We start from the raw sequence: 16,581 nt of genomic DNA, 5'->3' as shown, positions 1-16,581 counted from the left end.
CGAACACGTCGCGGGAAAATTTCTCTGTACGACCTAGCCTCTAGTGCCTATCCTTTACCTCGACCCCTAAGCCCATGCTCCATGCTCCATGCCTACCGCAGTCTCTCTGTTCACCGGATGTGGCGGCTCTGATACTGGCCTGATCGAAGCGGGCTTTGACGTATTGATGGCGAACGACGTCCTGGCGTACGCAGCCGAGGTGTACAAAGCTAACTTGCCCGAGACGGACTATCGCGTATGTAGCATAGAACAGATCGAGAGCTTCCCCAAAGCTGACCTGCTAGTTGGCTGCTATCCATGCCAAGGCTATAGCCAAGGCGGTGCTCGCGAAGTGGAGCGGGATATCAACTACCTCTTCAAAGAGTTTGGTCGTGCGCTACGGGCAATACGGCCGAAGGCTTTCATTGTTGAGAACGTCTCTGGTCTCATGCGGCAGGACAATAGATCGCTTTTCACAATGCAGCTACGAAACTTTCGAGCAGCAGGCTACCGAGTTATCTCAAAGCTTTTGAATGCTGCTGAGTTCGGCGTAGCACAAGAGCGTCATCGAGTCATCATCGTCGGAATTCGTTCCGACCTGGGTGTCAACTACACATTCCCACCCCCTTCTCATGGCCCGCAAGCACCGAAGCCATATGTGACTATTCGCGACGCGCTCGCTGGGCTACCGGAGTGGCCGGAAGGAGAGTTCAACACCGAGCCGTTCCACTGGTATTACATGTCTCGCAACCGGCGCCGCGACTGGGATGAACTCTCTAAGACCATTGTCAGTCGTGCTCGCCACATGCCACTACACCCGACCAGTCCGCGCCTGCTGAGCGCAGGCAAGGACAAGTTTGAGTTCGAGCACGACGGACCCGCTCGTCGCTTCAGTTACCGTGAAGCAGCGCGCCTCCAAGGCTTTTCGGGAGAGATGGTGTTCCCAGAAAGCTGCGGAATGCATACCCGCTACAAAGTCGTTGGCAACGCTGTGCCGCCGCCGCTATTTCGAGCTGTTGCTTCCGCACTTCCCGATATTTGGTGATCCGCACCTAAGCTGCTACCACCAGCTGAGCCATAGGCTGCGTATGTCTGGCGAGTTCAGATATTTGCGATTCACCTAGGTGCAGTTCCGCGATTTTTGCTAAGCGCGCCCGGTCAAAGACCAGGCCAGCTTGACTGGTAGCCTCTCGCAGCATTTCGTCGGTTAACAAATAGGGAGTGACGAATGCTCGGACAAATGGGACAAGCGTCACCGTACGGAACCACTTATTAAGTCGATCCTGCGTCAATTCCGACCATTTGGTTGGCCATTCGTCGCCGCAAGCGCACTGCCCCAAGATATAGAGCCGCCCGGCGCGTTCGTCGAGCAACTTCTTTTGGACTACAAAGTCGATGCCTTCGTCTTTCGCGTATCTGGTAGGCGGGTCTTCCGGCTTTCCGGTTTCTGGCGACCAGATCCACTCATAAGGCTGGCGCTCCAAGTGCTTCATGGCTGCTTTGAACGTACGACCGACAGAGTTGTCTCGAGGCCAACCAACGTGCAGTGATTCCGCGTCCGCACCCATGTACGCCTCCAGCAGCTTCGCCGTTAGACGCTCAAAGTTCCTCGGAAGCTGAGTATAAGGTTTCGTGGTAATTGTCCGTGCCCGGCAGATAGCTAAGCAGAACTCGTAGAAGCCTGACCGGCTGGCGCGATATACGAGCCGTTGCCCAGACAACTCGAAAGGGTACGCGCTGCCTAGGAGTACAATGCGCCGCTCGATCTCCTCTCGAATGCCGCCGACTTGGCTATCGAGGCGTAAATCCGCCTCCACCCATGCTGCCCTACCAGATGGGCCGTCCTCGCTAGCGTCTCCGACGTCAACCTCGTCGAGTGCCCCGGAGATAGTGTCATCTCGAACTCCTGCATCTATTACGACACTCATCTGCCGTAACGCATCCCATTCAGTTTGGTCCGTGTTAGTAGAAGCAGCCTGGGCGGCATACCGGTCCTCGTATGCAGTCGGCATTTCAGAGCACTCCAGCTATACCTTTCAGCTTTGCGTCTAGCCCCGCAGCTAGATTCCTTACGCGGGCCGCCGGCTCAAGGAAGGTCTCCGCTGTGGCTGCGGAGATCGGCGTCTCTTCAAGGCGGGCGACAAGCTGAGAAAGTGTTTCCCTTAGCGTAGCCAAACCGTTCCGAAGCTGGTCTTCTGTCGGCTGACTTATCTGTTCGATCTCATCTACTGATTTCCCTTTCTCAAGAAGCGCAAGCTTTTCGGGGTTTACTAATATTGAAGCAAGGGTACCTAACTGACGCGAATCAGCTACTGCAGCGTTACGCCCAGCCCTACTGTCGCCAAACATCGCGCGCATGAGCACCCCACCTTTCCGCAAGTTAGAGGCTTCAATCGGCGCGGGCTTCGCTACGTCAGTTTCGGATTCAATGCCTAGAAACTTCCTGGCAGCCGAGTACCCTAGAATGGTATATACCCATGAGAAGGGATACGCACTGACACTACCACGGCCCTTGCGCACACTGTCCTCGGGCCTAAACTCACCACTGTTAATCAATTGCTGAGCTACGTAGTAGCCTTGCAATAAGCGCTCGATGGTCCGATGCTGATCACCAATCATCGTCGCGACTTCGCGAACGGTGAGCGCGTTCTCGCTAATTACTCTCGCGACCCATGCTGCTTTCGCATATGAGTCCCAACTTTTAGCTGACGCGATGTGACGCACGCCGAGATACGAAAGCAAGTTCTTTTGCAGTACTCCGGGCGCAAACACAATTGCCGGCACAGGGTCGAGTTTCGGCCTACCATGCGCTTGCCATACATCGATGTAATGCTGGGCTCGCTGCGCCTGATTCTCTGAACGAGGATCACCAGTTAGCATCAAGCACGCGGCGACACGCCTATTTCCCTCAACAACCACATACTTCGAGCTGCCCTCGCGCTGCCGGACAACGATGGGCTCAGCACTGAAGTAGCCATTAACAGACATTGAGCTCAAAAGGTCGTCAACGCCAAACTCCTCGACGATCTTGTCCAGCACCTGCCGCTGGCTAGGGGCCTTGCCTGTGGCGTCACCAAACCGAGGGTTTGCCTCATCAAGTTCGAGAAGATCTAAGGCGATGTCCTGCGCCTTACCGGACGCGGCCGATTGATTCGTCATTAGACTTCTCCTTTGAGACACCGCCACGTAAATGGTGGATTGGGGCGATCACGTTGTCAGACGGAAATCGGATTCGGCTTGTCCGCGTCTAGCTTGTACTGCTTGATCGCCCGGGCTACGTCCTTGCCGGTCATCTTGCCCTCCTTCGCCAGGGCCGCGATCGCCGCGTGGGCGATGTAGTAGCGGTCGACCTCGAAGAAGCGGCGCAGGTTGGCGCGGGTGTCGCTGCGGCCGAAGCCGTCGGTGCCCAGCACGGTGTAGCTCATCGGCACGAAGCTGCGGATCTGGTCGGCGAACAGGCGCACGTAGTCGGTGGCGGCGATCGCCGGGCCCTGGCGGCCTTCCAGCAGCTGGGTGACGTAGGCCTTGCGCGGCTCGGCTTCCGGGTGCATGCGGTTCCAGCGCTCGGCGTCGAAGCCGTCCTTGCGCAGCTCGTTGAAGCTGGGGCAGGACCAGATGTCGGCGGTGACACCGAAGTCCTTGTCCAGCAGTTCGGCCGCGGCGATGGCCTCGCGCAGGATGGTGCCGCTGCCCAGCAGCTGCACGCGCAGCTCGCCCTTCTTGGGCTTGCCGGCGTCCTTGAGCAGGTACATGCCCTTGATGATGCCCTCCTCCGACCCGGCCGGCATTTCCGGATGGGCATAGTTCTCGTTCATCAGGGTGATGTAGTAGTACTCGTCCTTCTGCTCTTCCATCATCGCCTTCATGCCGTGCTGCAGGATGACGGTGACTTCGTAGCCGAAGGTGGGGTCGTAGCTGCGGCAGTTGGGGATGGCGCCGGCCAGCAGGTGGCTGTGGCCGTCCTCGTGCTGCAGGCCCTCGCCGTTGAGCGTGGTGCGCCCGGCGGTGCCGCCGAGCAGGAAGCCGCGGGTGCGCATGTCGGCGGCCTGCCAGGCGATGTCGCCCACGCGCTGGAAGCCGAACATGGAGTAGTAGATGTAGAACGGCAGCATCGGCACGTCGGACACCGAGTAGCTGGTGCCGGCGGCCATCCACGAGGCGATGGCGCCCGGCTCGCTGATGCCCTGCTGCAGCACCTGGCCGCTCTGGTCCTCGCGGTAGTACATCAGCTGGTCGGCGTCGACCGGCTTGTACTTCTGGCCGAACGGGGCGTAGATGCCGATCTGGCGGAACATGCCCTCCATGCCGAAGGTGCGGGCCTCGTCGGCCACGATCGGCACGATGCGCGGGCCGATCTCCTTGTCGCGCAGGGCGATGTTGAGGCTCTGCACGAACGCCATGGTGGTGGAGTAGGTGCGCTCGCCGCTGTCCTTGAGCAGGCGCTCGTACTTGTCCAGGCCCGGCACGGCGAAGGACTTGCTGGCCTTGGTGCGGCGCTGCGGCAGGAAGCCGCCGAGCGCGGCGCGGCGCTCCTTCATGTACTGGACCTCGGGCGAGTCCTCGCCGGGGTGGTAGAACGGGATCTGCTCGGCCTCGGCCAGCTGCTTGTCGCTCACCGGGATGTTGAAGCGGTCGCGGAAGTGCTTGACCGCCTCGTCGTCGAGCTTCTTGGTCTGGTGGGTCGGGTTGAGCGACTCGCCAGCCGAGCCCATGCCGTAGCCCTTGACCGTCTTGGCCAGGATCACGGTGGGCATGCCCTTGGTGTTGACGGCCTGGTGGTAGGCCGCGTAGACCTTGTGCGGGTCGTGGCCGCCGCGGTTGAGGCGCCAGATGTCGTCGTCGCTCAGGTTGGCGACCATCTCGCGCGTCTCCGGGTACTTGCCGAAGAAGTGCTCGCGCGTGTACGCGCCGCCGAAGGCCTTGCAGTTCTGGTACTCGCCGTCGACGGTCTCCATCATCAGCTTCTTGAGCACGCCGTTGGTGTCCTTGGCCAGGAGCGGATCCCAGTACGAGCCCCACAGCAGCTTGATGACGTTCCAGCCGCCGCCGCGGAACACGCCTTCCAGTTCCTGGATGATCTTGCCGTTGCCGCGCACCGGGCCGTCCAGGCGCTGCAGGTTGCAGTTGACGACGAAGATCAGGTTGTCCAGGCCCTCGCGGCCGGCCAGGGCGATGGCGCCCAGGGTCTCCGGCTCGTCGCTCTCGCCGTCGCCGATGAAGCACCACACCTTGCGGTCGGACTTCTCGATCAGGCCGCGGTGCTCCAGGTACTTCATGAACTGCGCCTGGTAGATCGCGCCGAGCGGGCCCAGGCCCATCGACACGGTCGGGGTCTGCCAGAACTCGGGCATCAGCCACGGGTGCGGGTAGGAGGAGATGCCCTGCCCGTCCACTTCCATGCGGAAGTTGTCGAGCTGGCTCTCGCTGATGCGGCCTTCCAGGAAGGCGCGCGCGTAGATGCCCGGGGCGCTGTGGCCCTGGATGTAGAGCAGGTCGCCCGGGTGGTTATCGCTCGGGGCGCGCCAGAAGTGGTTGAAGCCGACGTCGTACAGCGTGGCCGAGGACGCGAACGAGGCGATGTGGCCGCCGAGGTCGCCGGGCTTGCGGTTGGCGCGCACGACGGTGGCCATCGCGTTCCAGCGGATGATCGAGCGGATGCGCCATTCCAGCGCGGCGTCGCCCGGGCTCTTGGCCTCGTTCTGCGGGCTGATGGTGTTGACGTACTCGGTGGTCGGCGAGAACGGCAGGTAGGCGCCGGCGCGGCGGGTCTGCTCGACCATGCCTTCCAGCAGTTGGTGAGCGCGCTCCGGGCCCTCGACATCGATGACCGCCTTGAGCGATTCGAGCCACTCCTGGGTCTCGAGCGGGTTCGGATCGTTCTGCAGTACTTCGTTCAACCAATTCATTAGCAGCGCTCCCAGTGCGCACGCGTGTGTGCGCCAGCAAAGATTTCTCGAACTCCGAAGTGTAACCCCACGCCTCGCCCGCAACGAGGGCTACGGCGGCGTATGGAGCAGAAAATGCAGCGATTTTGCTGCCTTCGATTCGCTCGCGGAATGGCCGCCATTCGCGATCGAAATGGTGCACTGCGGCATTGCGGTTGCGATCGGCCGGGCATGCGCGGTCGGGCGAATCGCCGCCGATGCGGCCGCCCTGTGCTTGCGCTCGATCCTCCGCCAGCGGCCCGTTCCGGCAGGCGACCTAGGCGAGCTGGATCACGCCGGCATCGGTCGGCTTGAAGCCGCAAGCGCCGAAGTAGAATGCGCGCAGGTGGGGATCGAAGTCGACGTGCAGCCACTCGCAGCCGGCTTCCTTCGCGCGCTCGACCGCCTCCCTTACCAGGGCGGTCGCAAGACCCTGCCGCCTCGATGACGCCGTCACCATCGTGTCCAGCACGAACGCGTGGACGCCTCCGTCCCAGGCGACGTTGACGAACCCGACCAGCTCCGCCGACTGGCGCAGGCAGACCCAGCCCAGGCTGAAGCGATTGACCTGGCTCCACCAGTCGTCCTCGAGCAGCCGATGCCCGAAGCACTCGGCATGCAGCTGGTTGACCTCGCTGTTCGCGAACGGGCCCCGCCACTCGAGGGTCGCCTGCGGCGGGACGGGAACATCGGGTGGAGCCGGATTCATGGCGATGGCACTCCGTGTCGAATTCGTGTGGATCCCGGGCCCGTCCAGGTTCCCTCGATGCCAAGCGTAGCCACTGGCGCGAGCGGCCGCCCGCTCGGCATCGCGCGGGCGGCCTCGGGTCAGATCCCGCCCGAGCGCGGCAGCGGCGCCGGCACGTTGAGCATGCCGCCGCTGGCGACGTAGGCGGCCAGCGCCTGGCCCTGGCTGAGCAGGTGGCGGTTCATGGTGCGCTCGGCGGCTTCCGCGTCGCGCCGGCGGAAGCACTCCATCAGTTCGCGGTGCTCGGCCAGCGATTGCGCCATGCGCCCCGGGGTGAGCAACTGGCGGCCGCGGTGCATCTTGAGGATGCGGTGCAGGTCGTGGGTGACCCGGATCAGCCACGGGTTGCCGGCGTACTCCTGCACGGTCTCGTGGATGACGTAGTTGTTGCGGTAGTACTCGGCCAGGTCGCCGCGCCCGGCGGCGGCTTCCATCGCGGCGTGCAGCTGTTCCAGCTTCGCCAGGCCGGCCTCGTCGATGCGGCGCACCGCCTCGTACGCGCAGCGGCCTTCCAGCATCGCCATCACCGGGAACAGCTGGTTGAGGTCCTCCAGCGACAGCCGGGTGACGCGGCTGCCGCGCCCGGCGTCGATCTGCACCAGGCCTTCGGCGGCGAGCAGCTTGAGGCTCTCGCGCAGCGGCGTGCGGCTGATGCCCAGTTCTTCGGCCAGCGCCGGCTCGTCGATCCATTCGCCCGGCGGCAGTTCGTAGTCGTAGATCTTCTGGCGCAGGCGCTCGGCCACTTCTTCGTAGAGCGGCACGCGCTTCTTGCCGGTGCGTGGAGCGGGAGCGAGCGTCATCGTGACGGTGCGGGCGGGAGCGGGAGATGCGGCATTCTAGTGCGGTACCGTCATGGAACCGTCATCCCGGCACCGACCGGCATCCGCGGGCGTGGCCGCGGCGGCGAGCCGCGCCCGATGGCGCTTCGATCCAGCCCTCGGGCGCAGGGCCCGAGGGCGTGCACGGATCGGCGCGGCCTTGCATGCCGCCGGGCCTACATCCAGCCCGGCACCACGAACACCAGCCAGGCCGCCAGCGGCCCCAGCGCCACCACCAGGCCGCTGTAGACCAGGAAGCGGCGGAACAGCGCCTCGCGCTCGTCCTTGGCCGCCGAGGCCACCACCAGCGCGCCGTTGGTGGAGAACGGGCTGACGTCGACGATGGTGGAGGAGATCGCCAGCGCGCAGATCACGCCGGCCGCGCCGAGATGGCCTTGCAGCAGGAACGGCACCGCCAGCGGGATGGTGGCGCCGAGTACCGCGGCCGAGGACGCGAACGCGGAGACGATGCCGCCGACGTAGCAGACCAGCAGCGCGCCCAGCAGCGGGATGCCGATCTCCGACACGCCGTTGCCGATGAAGTCCACCGCGCCGGCCTTCTCCAGCACCGCGACGTAGGTGACCACGCCGCTGATCAGCAGCACGGTGGACCAGCTGATGCCCTCGACCGCACCCTTCTGCGCCGACGGCGACAACAGCGCCAGCGCCACCGCGACGGTGATCGAGACCAGGCCGACGTTGAGGTTGTAGACCAGCGCGGCCACGCCCAGGCCGAGCAGGCCGACCAGGGTGATGGCGCGGTCGCGGGTGAGGGTGACCGCGGCCAGCTCGGAGGCGTCGTGCGAGAGCAGGCCCTGGCCGGCGCTGACGGTGGCGCCGTGGCCCTCGATCGCGAACGCGCGCTTGGACGCCTGCGGCTCGCCGTTGCCGTTGACGCCGACGGCGGCCACCGGTTCCTCGCGCCGGCGCAGCAGCGCGATGCCGCCGAAGGCGAAGAAGCAGATCAGCGCCATCATCAGGTTGAAGCCGAGGCTGGTCAGGAACACCGCCATCTCGGTGACTTCCAGCCCGGCCTTTTCGACCACCTTGTTGGTGATGCCGCCGTACACGCTGATCGGCGAGAAGCCGCCGGCCTGCGCGCCGTGGATCACCAGCAGGCCCATCATCAGCGGGTTGATCCGGTACTGCTTGGCGAAGCGCAGCGCGACCGGGCCGATGATCGCCACCGCGGCCGGGCCGAGCGCGCCGAATGCGGTGAGCACCGCGGTCACCACGAACATCACCCAGGGGATGGCGACGATGCGCCCGCGCACCGCGCGTACCGCCCAGTGCACGAGCAGGTCGATCGTGCCGTTCTTCTGCGCGATCGCGAACAGGTAGGTGATGCCGACCAGGGTCAGGAACAGGTCGCCGGGGAAGCCGGACAGGACGGCCTTGCCGTCCATGTCCAGCCAGATCCCGCCGATGAGGAAGGCCAGCGCGAACGCCACGGCGCCCATGTTGATCGGCAAAGCCGTGGATACGACGAACATGATCACCAGGCCGATGATCGTGATGACTTGCGGACTCATGCGCCCTCCCGAGACACCTGATTCGCTTGCGAATGGCCACCCGCCATTCCGGGGTTGCTTGGGTTGTTGGCGGAGCGGCATCCGGCTGCGAGGGGGCTCGAGGGAAAGTCCCATCGCAGCCGGGGCCGCTCCAACGCGATACCGCTCCTACCTACGAAACGCCGGAATCCGCAGCGCGCGCGCAGGCGCGCTGCACCCATTCCGCGACGCCCTCCAGCGTCTGGAAGTCCTCCACCGAACGCGCCTCGGCCTGCGGCGCCAGCTCGCGCGCCATCCGCGCCAGCGCGCTGCCCGGCCCGAGTTCGAGGAACACCGTGGCGCCGCGTTCCAGCGCCTGCGCCATCGCCTGCCGCCAGCGCACCGTGGTGGCGATCTGCGCCGCCAGCGTGTCGCGCACGCGCGCGGGCGTGCGCGCCGGCTGCGCATCGATGCCCGCCAGCACGGCGAGCGCGGGCGCGCGCAGCGCCGCCTGGTCCAGTTCCTGCGCGAAGCCATCCGCGGCGGCGCGCAGCCACGGCGTGTGCGCCGGTACCGACACCGGCAGCGGGCAGGCACGCGCGCCCTGCGCGCGCGCCTCGGCGGCCAACGCATCGAGCGCCTGGCGCGGCCCGCCGAGCACAGCGTGGTCCTCGCCGTTGTCGATCGCCAGCGCGGCCTGGTACCGGTGCAGCAGCGTTTCCAGCGCGCTACGCGGCAGGCCCACCACCGCGAGCAGCCCCGCATCCGCGGGGCTGGCCGCATCCATCAGCGCGGCGCGGCGCGCGGCCAGCTGCAGGCAGGTGGCGTCGTCGAAACTGCCGGCGATGGCATGCGCGGCGAGCTCGCCGACGCTGTAGCCCAATGCCAGCCCGGGCGCCGGCAGCAGTGGCCGCAACGCGCGCCAGTGCGCCAGCGCCGCCGCGCAGACCAGCGGTTGGGCGATGGCGTTGCGATAGCGCTCCTCGTCGCCGGCGAGCGCCTGCGGCGAGCGGCCGAGCGTTTTCCTTGCCGCCCGCAACAGCGGCGCGGCGGCCGGCGCGGCGAGCACGCGCTCGAACATGCGCGGGTGCTGGCCGCCCTGCCCCGGGCACAGCAATGCCAGGCTCATGCATCCTCCTGGGCGAGCAGGAACGCGGCGCAGGCGAGCAGGTCGGCGCTGCCGCCGGGGCTGAGCCGGTGCGCGACGAACCGGGTGCCGATGGCGTCCAGCCGCGCGCGCCAGTCGGCGCGATGGACGCCGCCCTCGGCCAGGAATCCGCGCGCCAGCCGCTGCGCCAGGCGCAGGCCGTCGCGGCCGCCGCGATGCAGCAGGTTGAGGTCCTGCACGCGGGCGACCAGCGTCATCAAGGTCTGCGCCAATGCCGCCTCGCGCGGGATGCCATCGCCCAGGGCGGCACGCAATGCCGGCACGGCGACCTCGCGCAGGATCGGGTAGCCGGCCGCGGCCTGCTCGCGCACGCCGGCCACGCCGTGCGCGCGGCGCATCCGCTGGCCATGGCTGCGCGGGTCCAGCGGCGCGTCGAGCAGGTCGGCGCGCCAGCCGGCGACGGCATGGCACACCTGCGCCGCGCGCGGTGTGCGCCCGTGCAGCGCGCGCAGGCGCGCGGCCTGTGCGACCAGCAGGCCGAGGCTGAAGATCGCGCCGCGGTGCGTGTTGATGCCGCCGGTGGCGCGCTGCATCGCCGCCTCGGCCTCGAGGCCGAGCGCACGCAGCGTGGCGAAAGGCGCATCGCGGCGGCCGGCCTCGGCGATGGCGACGAAGTAGCCGCGTAGCGCGAACAGGCTGCGCAGGAAGGTGGCGGCATCCATGTCGTCGTGGCTGCCGCGGTCGAACGGCGTCACCAGGCCCGGCTTGGGCGCCAGCGCCAGCTCGGCATGCAGCGCCGCCACCGCCAGCCGCCCGAGCCGGCGCGCCAGCGGCGAGGCCGGTGGCGATGGCGGGGTGGCGAGGGCAGCGGCGGGTCTCATGCCGCGCTCCGTTGGGCGAAGAACGCCTCGCGCGACTGCAAGGCGCAACCGTCGTGGCGCTTGACCAGTACCTGCGCGGCGCCGGAGGCGTACTCGCGCCAGTTCGCCGCGCTGCCGTCGCCGCGCACCAGCTCGCCGTCGGCGCGGCGGCCCTGCGCGGTTTCCCAGCGCTGCAGCAGCGCGACGACTGCGTTCGCGCGGCGGGCATCGTCCACGGCCCACAGCAAATCGATGTCCGAGCCCGGGCCGACGTAGTCCAGGCCGGTCAGCGCCTGCCAGGCGAAGCTGCCGAACACGCGCGGCGCCAGGCCACGCGCGGCCGCGGCATGCTCCAGGGCCTCGAGAGCGCCGCGCCAACCGCCGGGCGCATGCGCGATCACGTCGGCGAGCGCATACGGCGGGGTGTGGCGACGCACCGCGGGCCCCTCGGCGCGCAGCGCAAGCCGGCGCTTGCCCGAGGCCGGCGGCAGCGGCACGCCCAGGCACAACTCGTTGTCGCCGGCCGCTTCGTCGCGGCGCGCCACGATCGCCGGCCGGCCCTGCGCGAACCAGTCGTGCAGCTCCGCCTGCGCGCCTGGCGCCAGCGCCTGCCAGGCGCCGTGCGGGTCGAGCCAGACCAGCGTGTGGCGCGGCAGCGGCATGTCAGGCCTCGCCCGCGGCCACGGCATCGGCGACGTCGCGCGCCAGGGTGCGCCCGCCGCGCTCGGCGCCGCGCACGCTGCGCTCGTCGCCATGCACCGGCGCGGCCAGGGCATCGAGCAACGCCCGGGCCAGGTCGCCCTCCCACAGCGACTCGACCGCGCCCATCGCCACGTAGTTGGCCACGCCCGGCGCGAATACCGGCGAGGCCTGGCTCAGCGCCTGCAGTTTCTCCAGCGGCTGCTTGGTCACGCGCGCCATCGCGCGTAGGTCCATCACCCGCACCTGCGCATCGGCCAGCGCGTGGATGCGATCGGCCATCAGGCCGAACGAAAGGAAGCCGCCGCTGACCGCCTCGCCATGCACCAGCGTGACCAGCCGCGCGCCGCGGCGGCGCGCCAGGTCCAGGCACTTGGCCAGGTGCGCGAAGTAGCCGTTGATGCCGAGCAGTTCGTCGCGCCGCGACAGGCGCTGGCCGGCGGTGTCGGCGAGCATCACGATCGGGCGCCGCGGATGCGCGCGGGTGCTGGCGAGCACGTGCGCGGCCAACGCCAGCGCATGGTCGACGCCGACTTCCAGCCGGTCGGTGGTGCCGATCACGGTGACCTCGCCGGCATCGGTGCGGGCGCTGCCGGTGATGACGCCGTCGCGCACGGCGATGCGGTGCCCGTGCGGGAACAGGCGGTCGAGCAGCTCGTTCAGTACCATGACGCCCTCCGGTCGCTGGTGGCGGCGAGGAAGTCGGCGATATCCAGCAGCGGCAGGCGCTGCGGCTCGTCGATGCCCAGGCGGTCCCAGACCTCGACGCCGTCGCGGCAATCGCCGAAGGCCCCGATGCGCAGCGCCAGCCGCGCGTGCTCGCCTTCGAGCGCGGCCAGCGCCTGCTCGTCCGACTCGGGCGCGCGCAACTGGCCGAGCACGTCGAGCGCGGCCTGCGCGAAGGCGTCGATGCGGTCGGGCACCAGCACGGCGGCCTCGCCGAGCAGGTAGCGGTGCTTGCCGCCGGTCACGCGCCACACCAGCGCGCGGTCGCGCGCGTCGAATTCCTCCACGCCGCGCACGGTCTCGATCACTTCCGGGCCGGACAACGACAACCGCCCTTCCTCGGACATCAGCACCGCGCTGCAGCAGCGCGCGACGATGCCCATGCCGCCGAACGCGCCGTTGCCGCTGCCGACCAGCGCCAGCACCGGGACGCCGGCGGCGCGCACGTCGAGCACGGCGCGGATGATCTCGGAGATCGCGATCAGGCCGGCGTTGGCCTCGTGCAGGCGCACGCCACCGGTATCGAGCAGCAGCAGCACCGCGGCCGGCCGCACGGCGATCGCGCGCCGCAGCAGGCCGACCAGCTTGGCGCCGTGCACCTCGCCGACGCCGCCGCCGAGGAACTCGCCCTGCTGCGCGGCGACCAGCACCGCGTGGCCGCGCAACCGGCCTTCGCCGACCACGATGCCGTCGTCGAACGCGCCGGGCTGGTCGAGTTGCGCCAGGTGCGGGCTGGACAGGCGCCGGCGCGGGCCGACGAACTCGCGGAAGCTGCCCGCGTCGAGCAGGCCGGCGATGCGCTCGCGCGCGTCGGCCTCGTAGAAACTGCGCTGGGTGGCGGGGATCGTGCTCATGCGCGACTCCATCGAGCGGGCGCGGCGGCCCTTGGGAATGCGGTTCCGGCTGCGAGCGTCCTCGCGGGAGCGACTTCGGTCGCGGCGACAGGCGAAGCGGTGCGCTCACCGGCTTCGGAGACAGTCGGGATTGAAATCCCTCCCACAGAAAGCAAGACAGCTGCGCGTCCCGGCGCAGGAGTCCCTGTGGGAGCGACTTCAGTCGCGACAGGCGAAGCGATGCGCTGGCCGGCTCCGGAAACAGTCGGGACTGAAGTCCCTCCCACAGAATGCAAGCCAGCCATGCGTCCCGGCGCACGAACCCCTGTGGGAGCGACTTCAGTCGCGACAAACGAAGCGGTGCGCTGGCCGGCTTCGGAGACAGTCGGGACTGAAGTCCCTCCTACAGAAAGCAAGACAGCCATGCGTCCCGGCGCACGAACCCCTGTGGGAGCGACTTCAGTCGCGACAGGCGAAGCGATGCGCTGGCCGGCTCCGGAAACAGTCGGGATTGAAATCCCTCCCACAGAAAGCAAGACAGCCATGCGTCCCAGCGCACGAACCCCTGTGGGAGCGACTTCAGTCGCGACAGGCGAAGCGGCGCGCTCACCGGCTTCGGAGACAGTCGGGATTGAAATCCCTCCCACAGAAAGCAAGACAGCTGCGCGTCCCGGCGCACGAACCCCTGTGGGAGCGACTTCAGTCGCGACAGGCGAAGCGATGCGCTCATCGGCTTCGGAAACAGTCGGGATTGAAATCCCTCCCACAGAAAGCAAGCCAGCCATGCATCCCGGTGCAGGAACCCCTGTGGGAGCGATTTCAGTCGCGACAGGCGAAGCGATGCGCTGGCCGACTTCGGAGACAGTCGGGACTGAAATCCCTCCCACAGAATGCAAGCCAGCCATGCGCCCCGGCGCACGAACTCCTGTGGGAGCGACTTCAGTCGCGACAGGCGAAGCGGCGCGCTCACCGGCTTCGGAGACAGTCGGGATTGAAATCCCTCCCACAGAAAGCAAGACAGTTGCGCGTTCCGGCGCACGAACCCCTGTGGGAGCGACTTCAGTCGCGACAGGCGAAGCGGTGCGCTCACCGCCTCCGGAAACAGTCGGGATTGAAATCCCTCCCACAGAAAGCAAGACAGCCACGCGTCCCGGCGCACGCCCCCCTGTGGGAGCGACTTCAGTCGCGACAGGCGAAGTGGTGTGCTCACCGGCTCCGGAAGCGGTCGGGACTGAGGTCCCTCCTACATAGAACAAACACGCAGCGGTGCGCTCGCCTGCTCCGGTAACGACCGGGACCCGATTTCCTCCCGCATAACCCAGGCAATTCATGCCTCGCCCTCCCGCAGCGCTTCCACCGCCTGGTCCAGGCGCAGGCTGACCACCGCGGGGGTGGCGCCGACGTCGTTGATGCTGATGCGCACGTCGCGCAGCGGGTGGCGGGCGGCGAAGTCGTCGAGCACCGCCTGCCAGATCGCGCCGAAGCCGCGCGCGGCGGTGACGATCGCGATCTCCATCGCGCCCTCCAGCGGCGCGGTCTCGATCAGCACTTCCAGGTTGCCGGAGGCGACCACGCCGACCAGCGCATGGTCGCGCGCGGCCTTGGCCGGGACGCGGCCGTCGAAACGGTAGTTCAGGGTCTCCATCGGCAGGCCCTCACCAGTTGCGGAAACGTTGCGGCGGCGCGTACAGCCCGCCGGACCAGCGCACCAGGTCCTTGACCGTGCGCGCGGCGAGCAGGTCGCGGGTGGCGTCGCGAGTGCGGATGCCCAGGTCTTCCGGGCGCCGGATCACGCCGCGGTCGCGCAGGTCCTCGACCATGCGCCGGTCGCGGCCGAGGCCGACCGCGGTGTAACCGGCCACGCCGCGGATCGCCTGTTCGCGCTCCTCCGGCGTGCGGCACAGCAGCAGGTTGGCGATGCCTTCCTCGGTGAGCACGTGGGTGACGTCGTCGCCGTAGATCATCACCGGCGGCAGCGGCATCTGCGCGCGCTCGGCCAGGTCCCAGGCATCGAGGCGCTCGACGAAGGCCGGCGCCATGTGCTCGCGGAAGGTCTCCACCATCTGCACCACCAGCTTGCGCCCGCGCGGCATCTCGCCCGGGCGCGCCGCCTCGCGCCCGGCCTTGAGCCAGGCCTCGCTGGCGTGGCGGCGGCCGCGCGCGTCCGAGCCCATGTTGGGCGCGCCACCGAAACCGGCGATGCGGTCGCGCGTGGCGGTGGAGCTGTTGCCCTGCAGGTCGATCTGCAGCGTGGAGCCGATGAACATGTCGCAGGCGTACAGGCCGGCGGTCTGCGAGAACGCGCGGTTGGAGCGCATCGAGCCGTCGGCGCCGGTGAAGAACACGTCCGGGCGCGCGGCGATGTAGCGCTCCATGCCGAGCTCGGACCCGAACGAGTGCACCGATTCGACGAAACCGCTCTCGATCGCCGGGATCAGCGCCGGGTGCGGATTAAGCGCCCAGTGCCGGCAGATCTTGCCCCTCAGGCCCAGCGACTCGGCGTAGGTCGGCAGCAGCAGCTCGATCGCCGCGGTGTCGAAGCCGATGCCGTGGTTGAGCCGGTCCACGCCGTACTCGGCGTAGATGCCCTTGATCGCCATCATCGCCATCAGCACCTGGATCTCGGAGATCTGCGCCGGGTCGCGGGTGAACAGCGGCTCGATGTAGTGCGGGCGCGGCGCCGGCACCACGAAGTCGACCCAGTCGGCCGGGATGTCCACGCGCGGCAGCGCGTCCACCACCTCGTTGACCTGCGCGATCACGATGCCGCCCTTGAATGCGGTGGCCTCGACGATCACCGGCGTGTCCTCGGTGTTCGGGCCGGTGTAGAGGTTGCCGTGGCGGTCGGCGGCCTGCGCGGCGACCAGCGCCACGCGCGGGGTGAGGTCGATGAAGTAGCGGCCGAACAGCTCCAGGTAGGTGTGGATCGCGCCGATCTCGATCGCGCCCTGCGCCACCAGCGTCGCCAGCCGCGCGCCCTGCGGCCCGGAGAAGGAGAAGTCCAGGCGCTTGCCGATGCCGCGCTCGAACACGTCCAGGTGCGCCGGCAGCGACAGCACCGACTGCACCAGGTGCAGATCGTGCACGCGCGCCGGGTCGACCTGGGTCAGGCACTGGGCGAGGAAGTCGGCCTGCTTCTGGTTGTTGCCCTCCAGGCAGACCCGGTCGCCCGGCTCGATCACGGCCTCCAGCAGCGCCACCGCATCGGCGGCGGCGACACGGTGGCCGCCACGCGCCAGCGGCGCGGCCCGCTGCAGGCGTTGGCGACGGCTCTCGGCCAGGGTGTCCCAGGTTCGGCTCATGCCCGCTCCGACATCATGATGTTGATGTAATCACAACATAATTATATCGACGCGACGATGTCCAGCCGCAGTGCAGCAAGACTGGCGGCTGAAC

14 protein-coding genes are annotated in these 16,581 nt (G+C 67.7%); 1 reads left to right on the top strand and 13 read right to left on the bottom strand.

The window, feature by feature from the left end; genetic code table 11:
- The first annotated feature begins 88 nt into the window (after positions 1-88).
- Positions 89-1,024, top strand: coding sequence for a DNA cytosine methyltransferase (locus M3M27_RS02500; RefSeq protein WP_434027039.1), 936 nt, complete (start codon positions 89-91; stop codon positions 1,022-1,024).
- Between the two features lie 7 nt (positions 1,025-1,031).
- On the opposite strand, the gene M3M27_RS02495 is transcribed toward M3M27_RS02500, so the two are convergent.
- The 13 genes from M3M27_RS02495 to mdcA all read right to left on the bottom strand — a co-directional run bounded on the left by M3M27_RS02495 (position 1,032) and on the right by mdcA (position 16,487).
- Positions 1,032-1,991 (bottom strand): hypothetical protein, encoded by a 960-nt coding sequence (locus M3M27_RS02495; protein WP_434027038.1) that lies wholly within the window; start codon positions 1,989-1,991, stop codon positions 1,032-1,034.
- Between the two features lies 1 nt (position 1,992).
- A complete protein-coding gene (locus M3M27_RS02490) occupies positions 1,993-3,138 on the bottom strand; it encodes a ParB N-terminal domain-containing protein (protein ID WP_434027037.1) in 1,146 nt (381 codons plus the stop codon).
- Positions 3,139-3,194: 56 nt separating this feature from the next.
- Complete coding sequence (gene aceE / locus M3M27_RS02485; protein WP_434027036.1) at positions 3,195-5,885, bottom strand: pyruvate dehydrogenase (acetyl-transferring), homodimeric type; 2,691 nt, start codon at positions 5,883-5,885, stop codon at positions 3,195-3,197.
- A 295-nt stretch (positions 5,886-6,180) separates the two neighbouring features.
- Positions 6,181-6,612: a GNAT family N-acetyltransferase gene (locus tag M3M27_RS02480; protein WP_434027035.1), complete on the bottom strand. Its 432-nt coding sequence runs from the start codon at positions 6,610-6,612 to the stop codon at positions 6,181-6,183.
- Between the two features lie 119 nt (positions 6,613-6,731).
- Positions 6,732-7,451, bottom strand: a complete 720-nt coding sequence (locus tag M3M27_RS02475; protein ID WP_140725691.1) for a GntR family transcriptional regulator — start codon at positions 7,449-7,451, stop codon at positions 6,732-6,734.
- Positions 7,452-7,645: 194 nt separating this feature from the next.
- Positions 7,646-9,001, bottom strand: coding sequence for an SLC13 family permease (locus M3M27_RS02470; RefSeq protein WP_140725688.1), 1,356 nt, complete (start codon positions 8,999-9,001; stop codon positions 7,646-7,648).
- Positions 9,002-9,152: 151 nt separating this feature from the next.
- On the bottom strand, positions 9,153-10,088 hold the full coding sequence (gene mdcH / locus M3M27_RS02465; RefSeq protein WP_434027034.1) for a malonate decarboxylase subunit epsilon: 936 nt from the start codon (positions 10,086-10,088) through the stop codon (positions 9,153-9,155).
- Positions 10,085-10,948 carry a triphosphoribosyl-dephospho-CoA synthase MdcB gene (gene mdcB / locus M3M27_RS02460; protein WP_434027033.1) on the bottom strand — a complete coding sequence of 288 codons (864 nt, stop codon included), beginning with the start codon at positions 10,946-10,948 and terminating at the stop codon, positions 10,085-10,087. Before mdcB ends, mdcH begins: the two co-directional genes overlap by 4 nt.
- Positions 10,945-11,589, bottom strand: coding sequence for a malonate decarboxylase holo-[acyl-carrier-protein] synthase (mdcG, locus tag M3M27_RS02455; protein ID WP_434027032.1), 645 nt, complete (start codon positions 11,587-11,589; stop codon positions 10,945-10,947). Before mdcG ends, mdcB begins: the two co-directional genes overlap by 4 nt.
- 1 nt (position 11,590) lies before the next feature.
- Positions 11,591-12,295, bottom strand: coding sequence for a biotin-independent malonate decarboxylase subunit gamma (gene mdcE, locus M3M27_RS02450; protein WP_140725676.1), 705 nt, complete (start codon positions 12,293-12,295; stop codon positions 11,591-11,593).
- On the bottom strand, positions 12,286-13,206 hold the full coding sequence (locus M3M27_RS02445; RefSeq protein ID WP_434027031.1) for a biotin-independent malonate decarboxylase subunit beta: 921 nt from the start codon (positions 13,204-13,206) through the stop codon (positions 12,286-12,288). Before M3M27_RS02445 ends, mdcE begins: the two co-directional genes overlap by 10 nt.
- Positions 13,207-14,512: 1,306 nt before the next feature.
- Entirely contained in the window at positions 14,513-14,830 is a 318-nt protein-coding gene (mdcC, locus tag M3M27_RS02440; protein ID WP_434027030.1) for a malonate decarboxylase acyl carrier protein, read from the bottom strand.
- Positions 14,831-14,840: 10 nt separating this feature from the next.
- The gene (mdcA, locus tag M3M27_RS02435; protein ID WP_434027029.1) at positions 14,841-16,487 is read right to left on the bottom strand and encodes a malonate decarboxylase subunit alpha; all 1,647 of its coding nucleotides are present in this window, start codon (positions 16,485-16,487) and stop codon (positions 14,841-14,843) included.
- Positions 16,488-16,581 lie beyond the last annotated feature (94 nt).

It is taken from the genome of Xanthomonas boreopolis (genome assembly GCF_046529185.1).
Taxonomy (GTDB): domain Bacteria; phylum Pseudomonadota; class Gammaproteobacteria; order Xanthomonadales; family Xanthomonadaceae; genus Pseudomonas_S; species Pseudomonas_S boreopolis.
Note: the sequence above shows the minus strand (reverse complement) of the source record. Positions and strands in the feature narration are given on the sequence as shown.

Coding starts and splice junctions, on each gene's coding strand:
- M3M27_RS02490 (WP_434027037.1), bottom strand. CDS start 3,138: ATGACGAATCAATCGGCCGCGTCCGGTAAGGCGCAGGACATCGCCTTA.
- M3M27_RS02445 (WP_434027031.1), bottom strand. CDS start 13,206: ATGAGCACGATCCCCGCCACCCAGCGCAGTTTCTACGAGGCCGACGCG.
- M3M27_RS02470 (WP_140725688.1), bottom strand. CDS start 9,001: ATGAGTCCGCAAGTCATCACGATCATCGGCCTGGTGATCATGTTCGTC.
- mdcA (WP_434027029.1), bottom strand. CDS start 16,487: ATGAGCCGAACCTGGGACACCCTGGCCGAGAGCCGTCGCCAACGCCTG.
- mdcG (WP_434027032.1), bottom strand. CDS start 11,589: ATGCCGCTGCCGCGCCACACGCTGGTCTGGCTCGACCCGCACGGCGCC.
- mdcE (WP_140725676.1), bottom strand. CDS start 12,295: ATGGTACTGAACGAGCTGCTCGACCGCCTGTTCCCGCACGGGCACCGC.
- mdcH (WP_434027034.1), bottom strand. CDS start 10,088: ATGAGCCTGGCATTGCTGTGCCCGGGGCAGGGCGGCCAGCACCCGCGC.
- aceE (WP_434027036.1), bottom strand. CDS start 5,885: ATGAATTGGTTGAACGAAGTACTGCAGAACGATCCGAACCCGCTCGAG.
- M3M27_RS02475 (WP_140725691.1), bottom strand. CDS start 7,451: ATGACGCTCGCTCCCGCTCCACGCACCGGCAAGAAGCGCGTGCCGCTC.
- M3M27_RS02500 (WP_434027039.1), top strand. CDS start 89: ATGCCTACCGCAGTCTCTCTGTTCACCGGATGTGGCGGCTCTGATACT.
- M3M27_RS02495 (WP_434027038.1), bottom strand. CDS start 1,991: ATGCCGACTGCATACGAGGACCGGTATGCCGCCCAGGCTGCTTCTACT.
- mdcC (WP_434027030.1), bottom strand. CDS start 14,830: ATGGAGACCCTGAACTACCGTTTCGACGGCCGCGTCCCGGCCAAGGCC.
- mdcB (WP_434027033.1), bottom strand. CDS start 10,948: ATGAGACCCGCCGCTGCCCTCGCCACCCCGCCATCGCCACCGGCCTCG.
- M3M27_RS02480 (WP_434027035.1), bottom strand. CDS start 6,612: ATGAATCCGGCTCCACCCGATGTTCCCGTCCCGCCGCAGGCGACCCTC.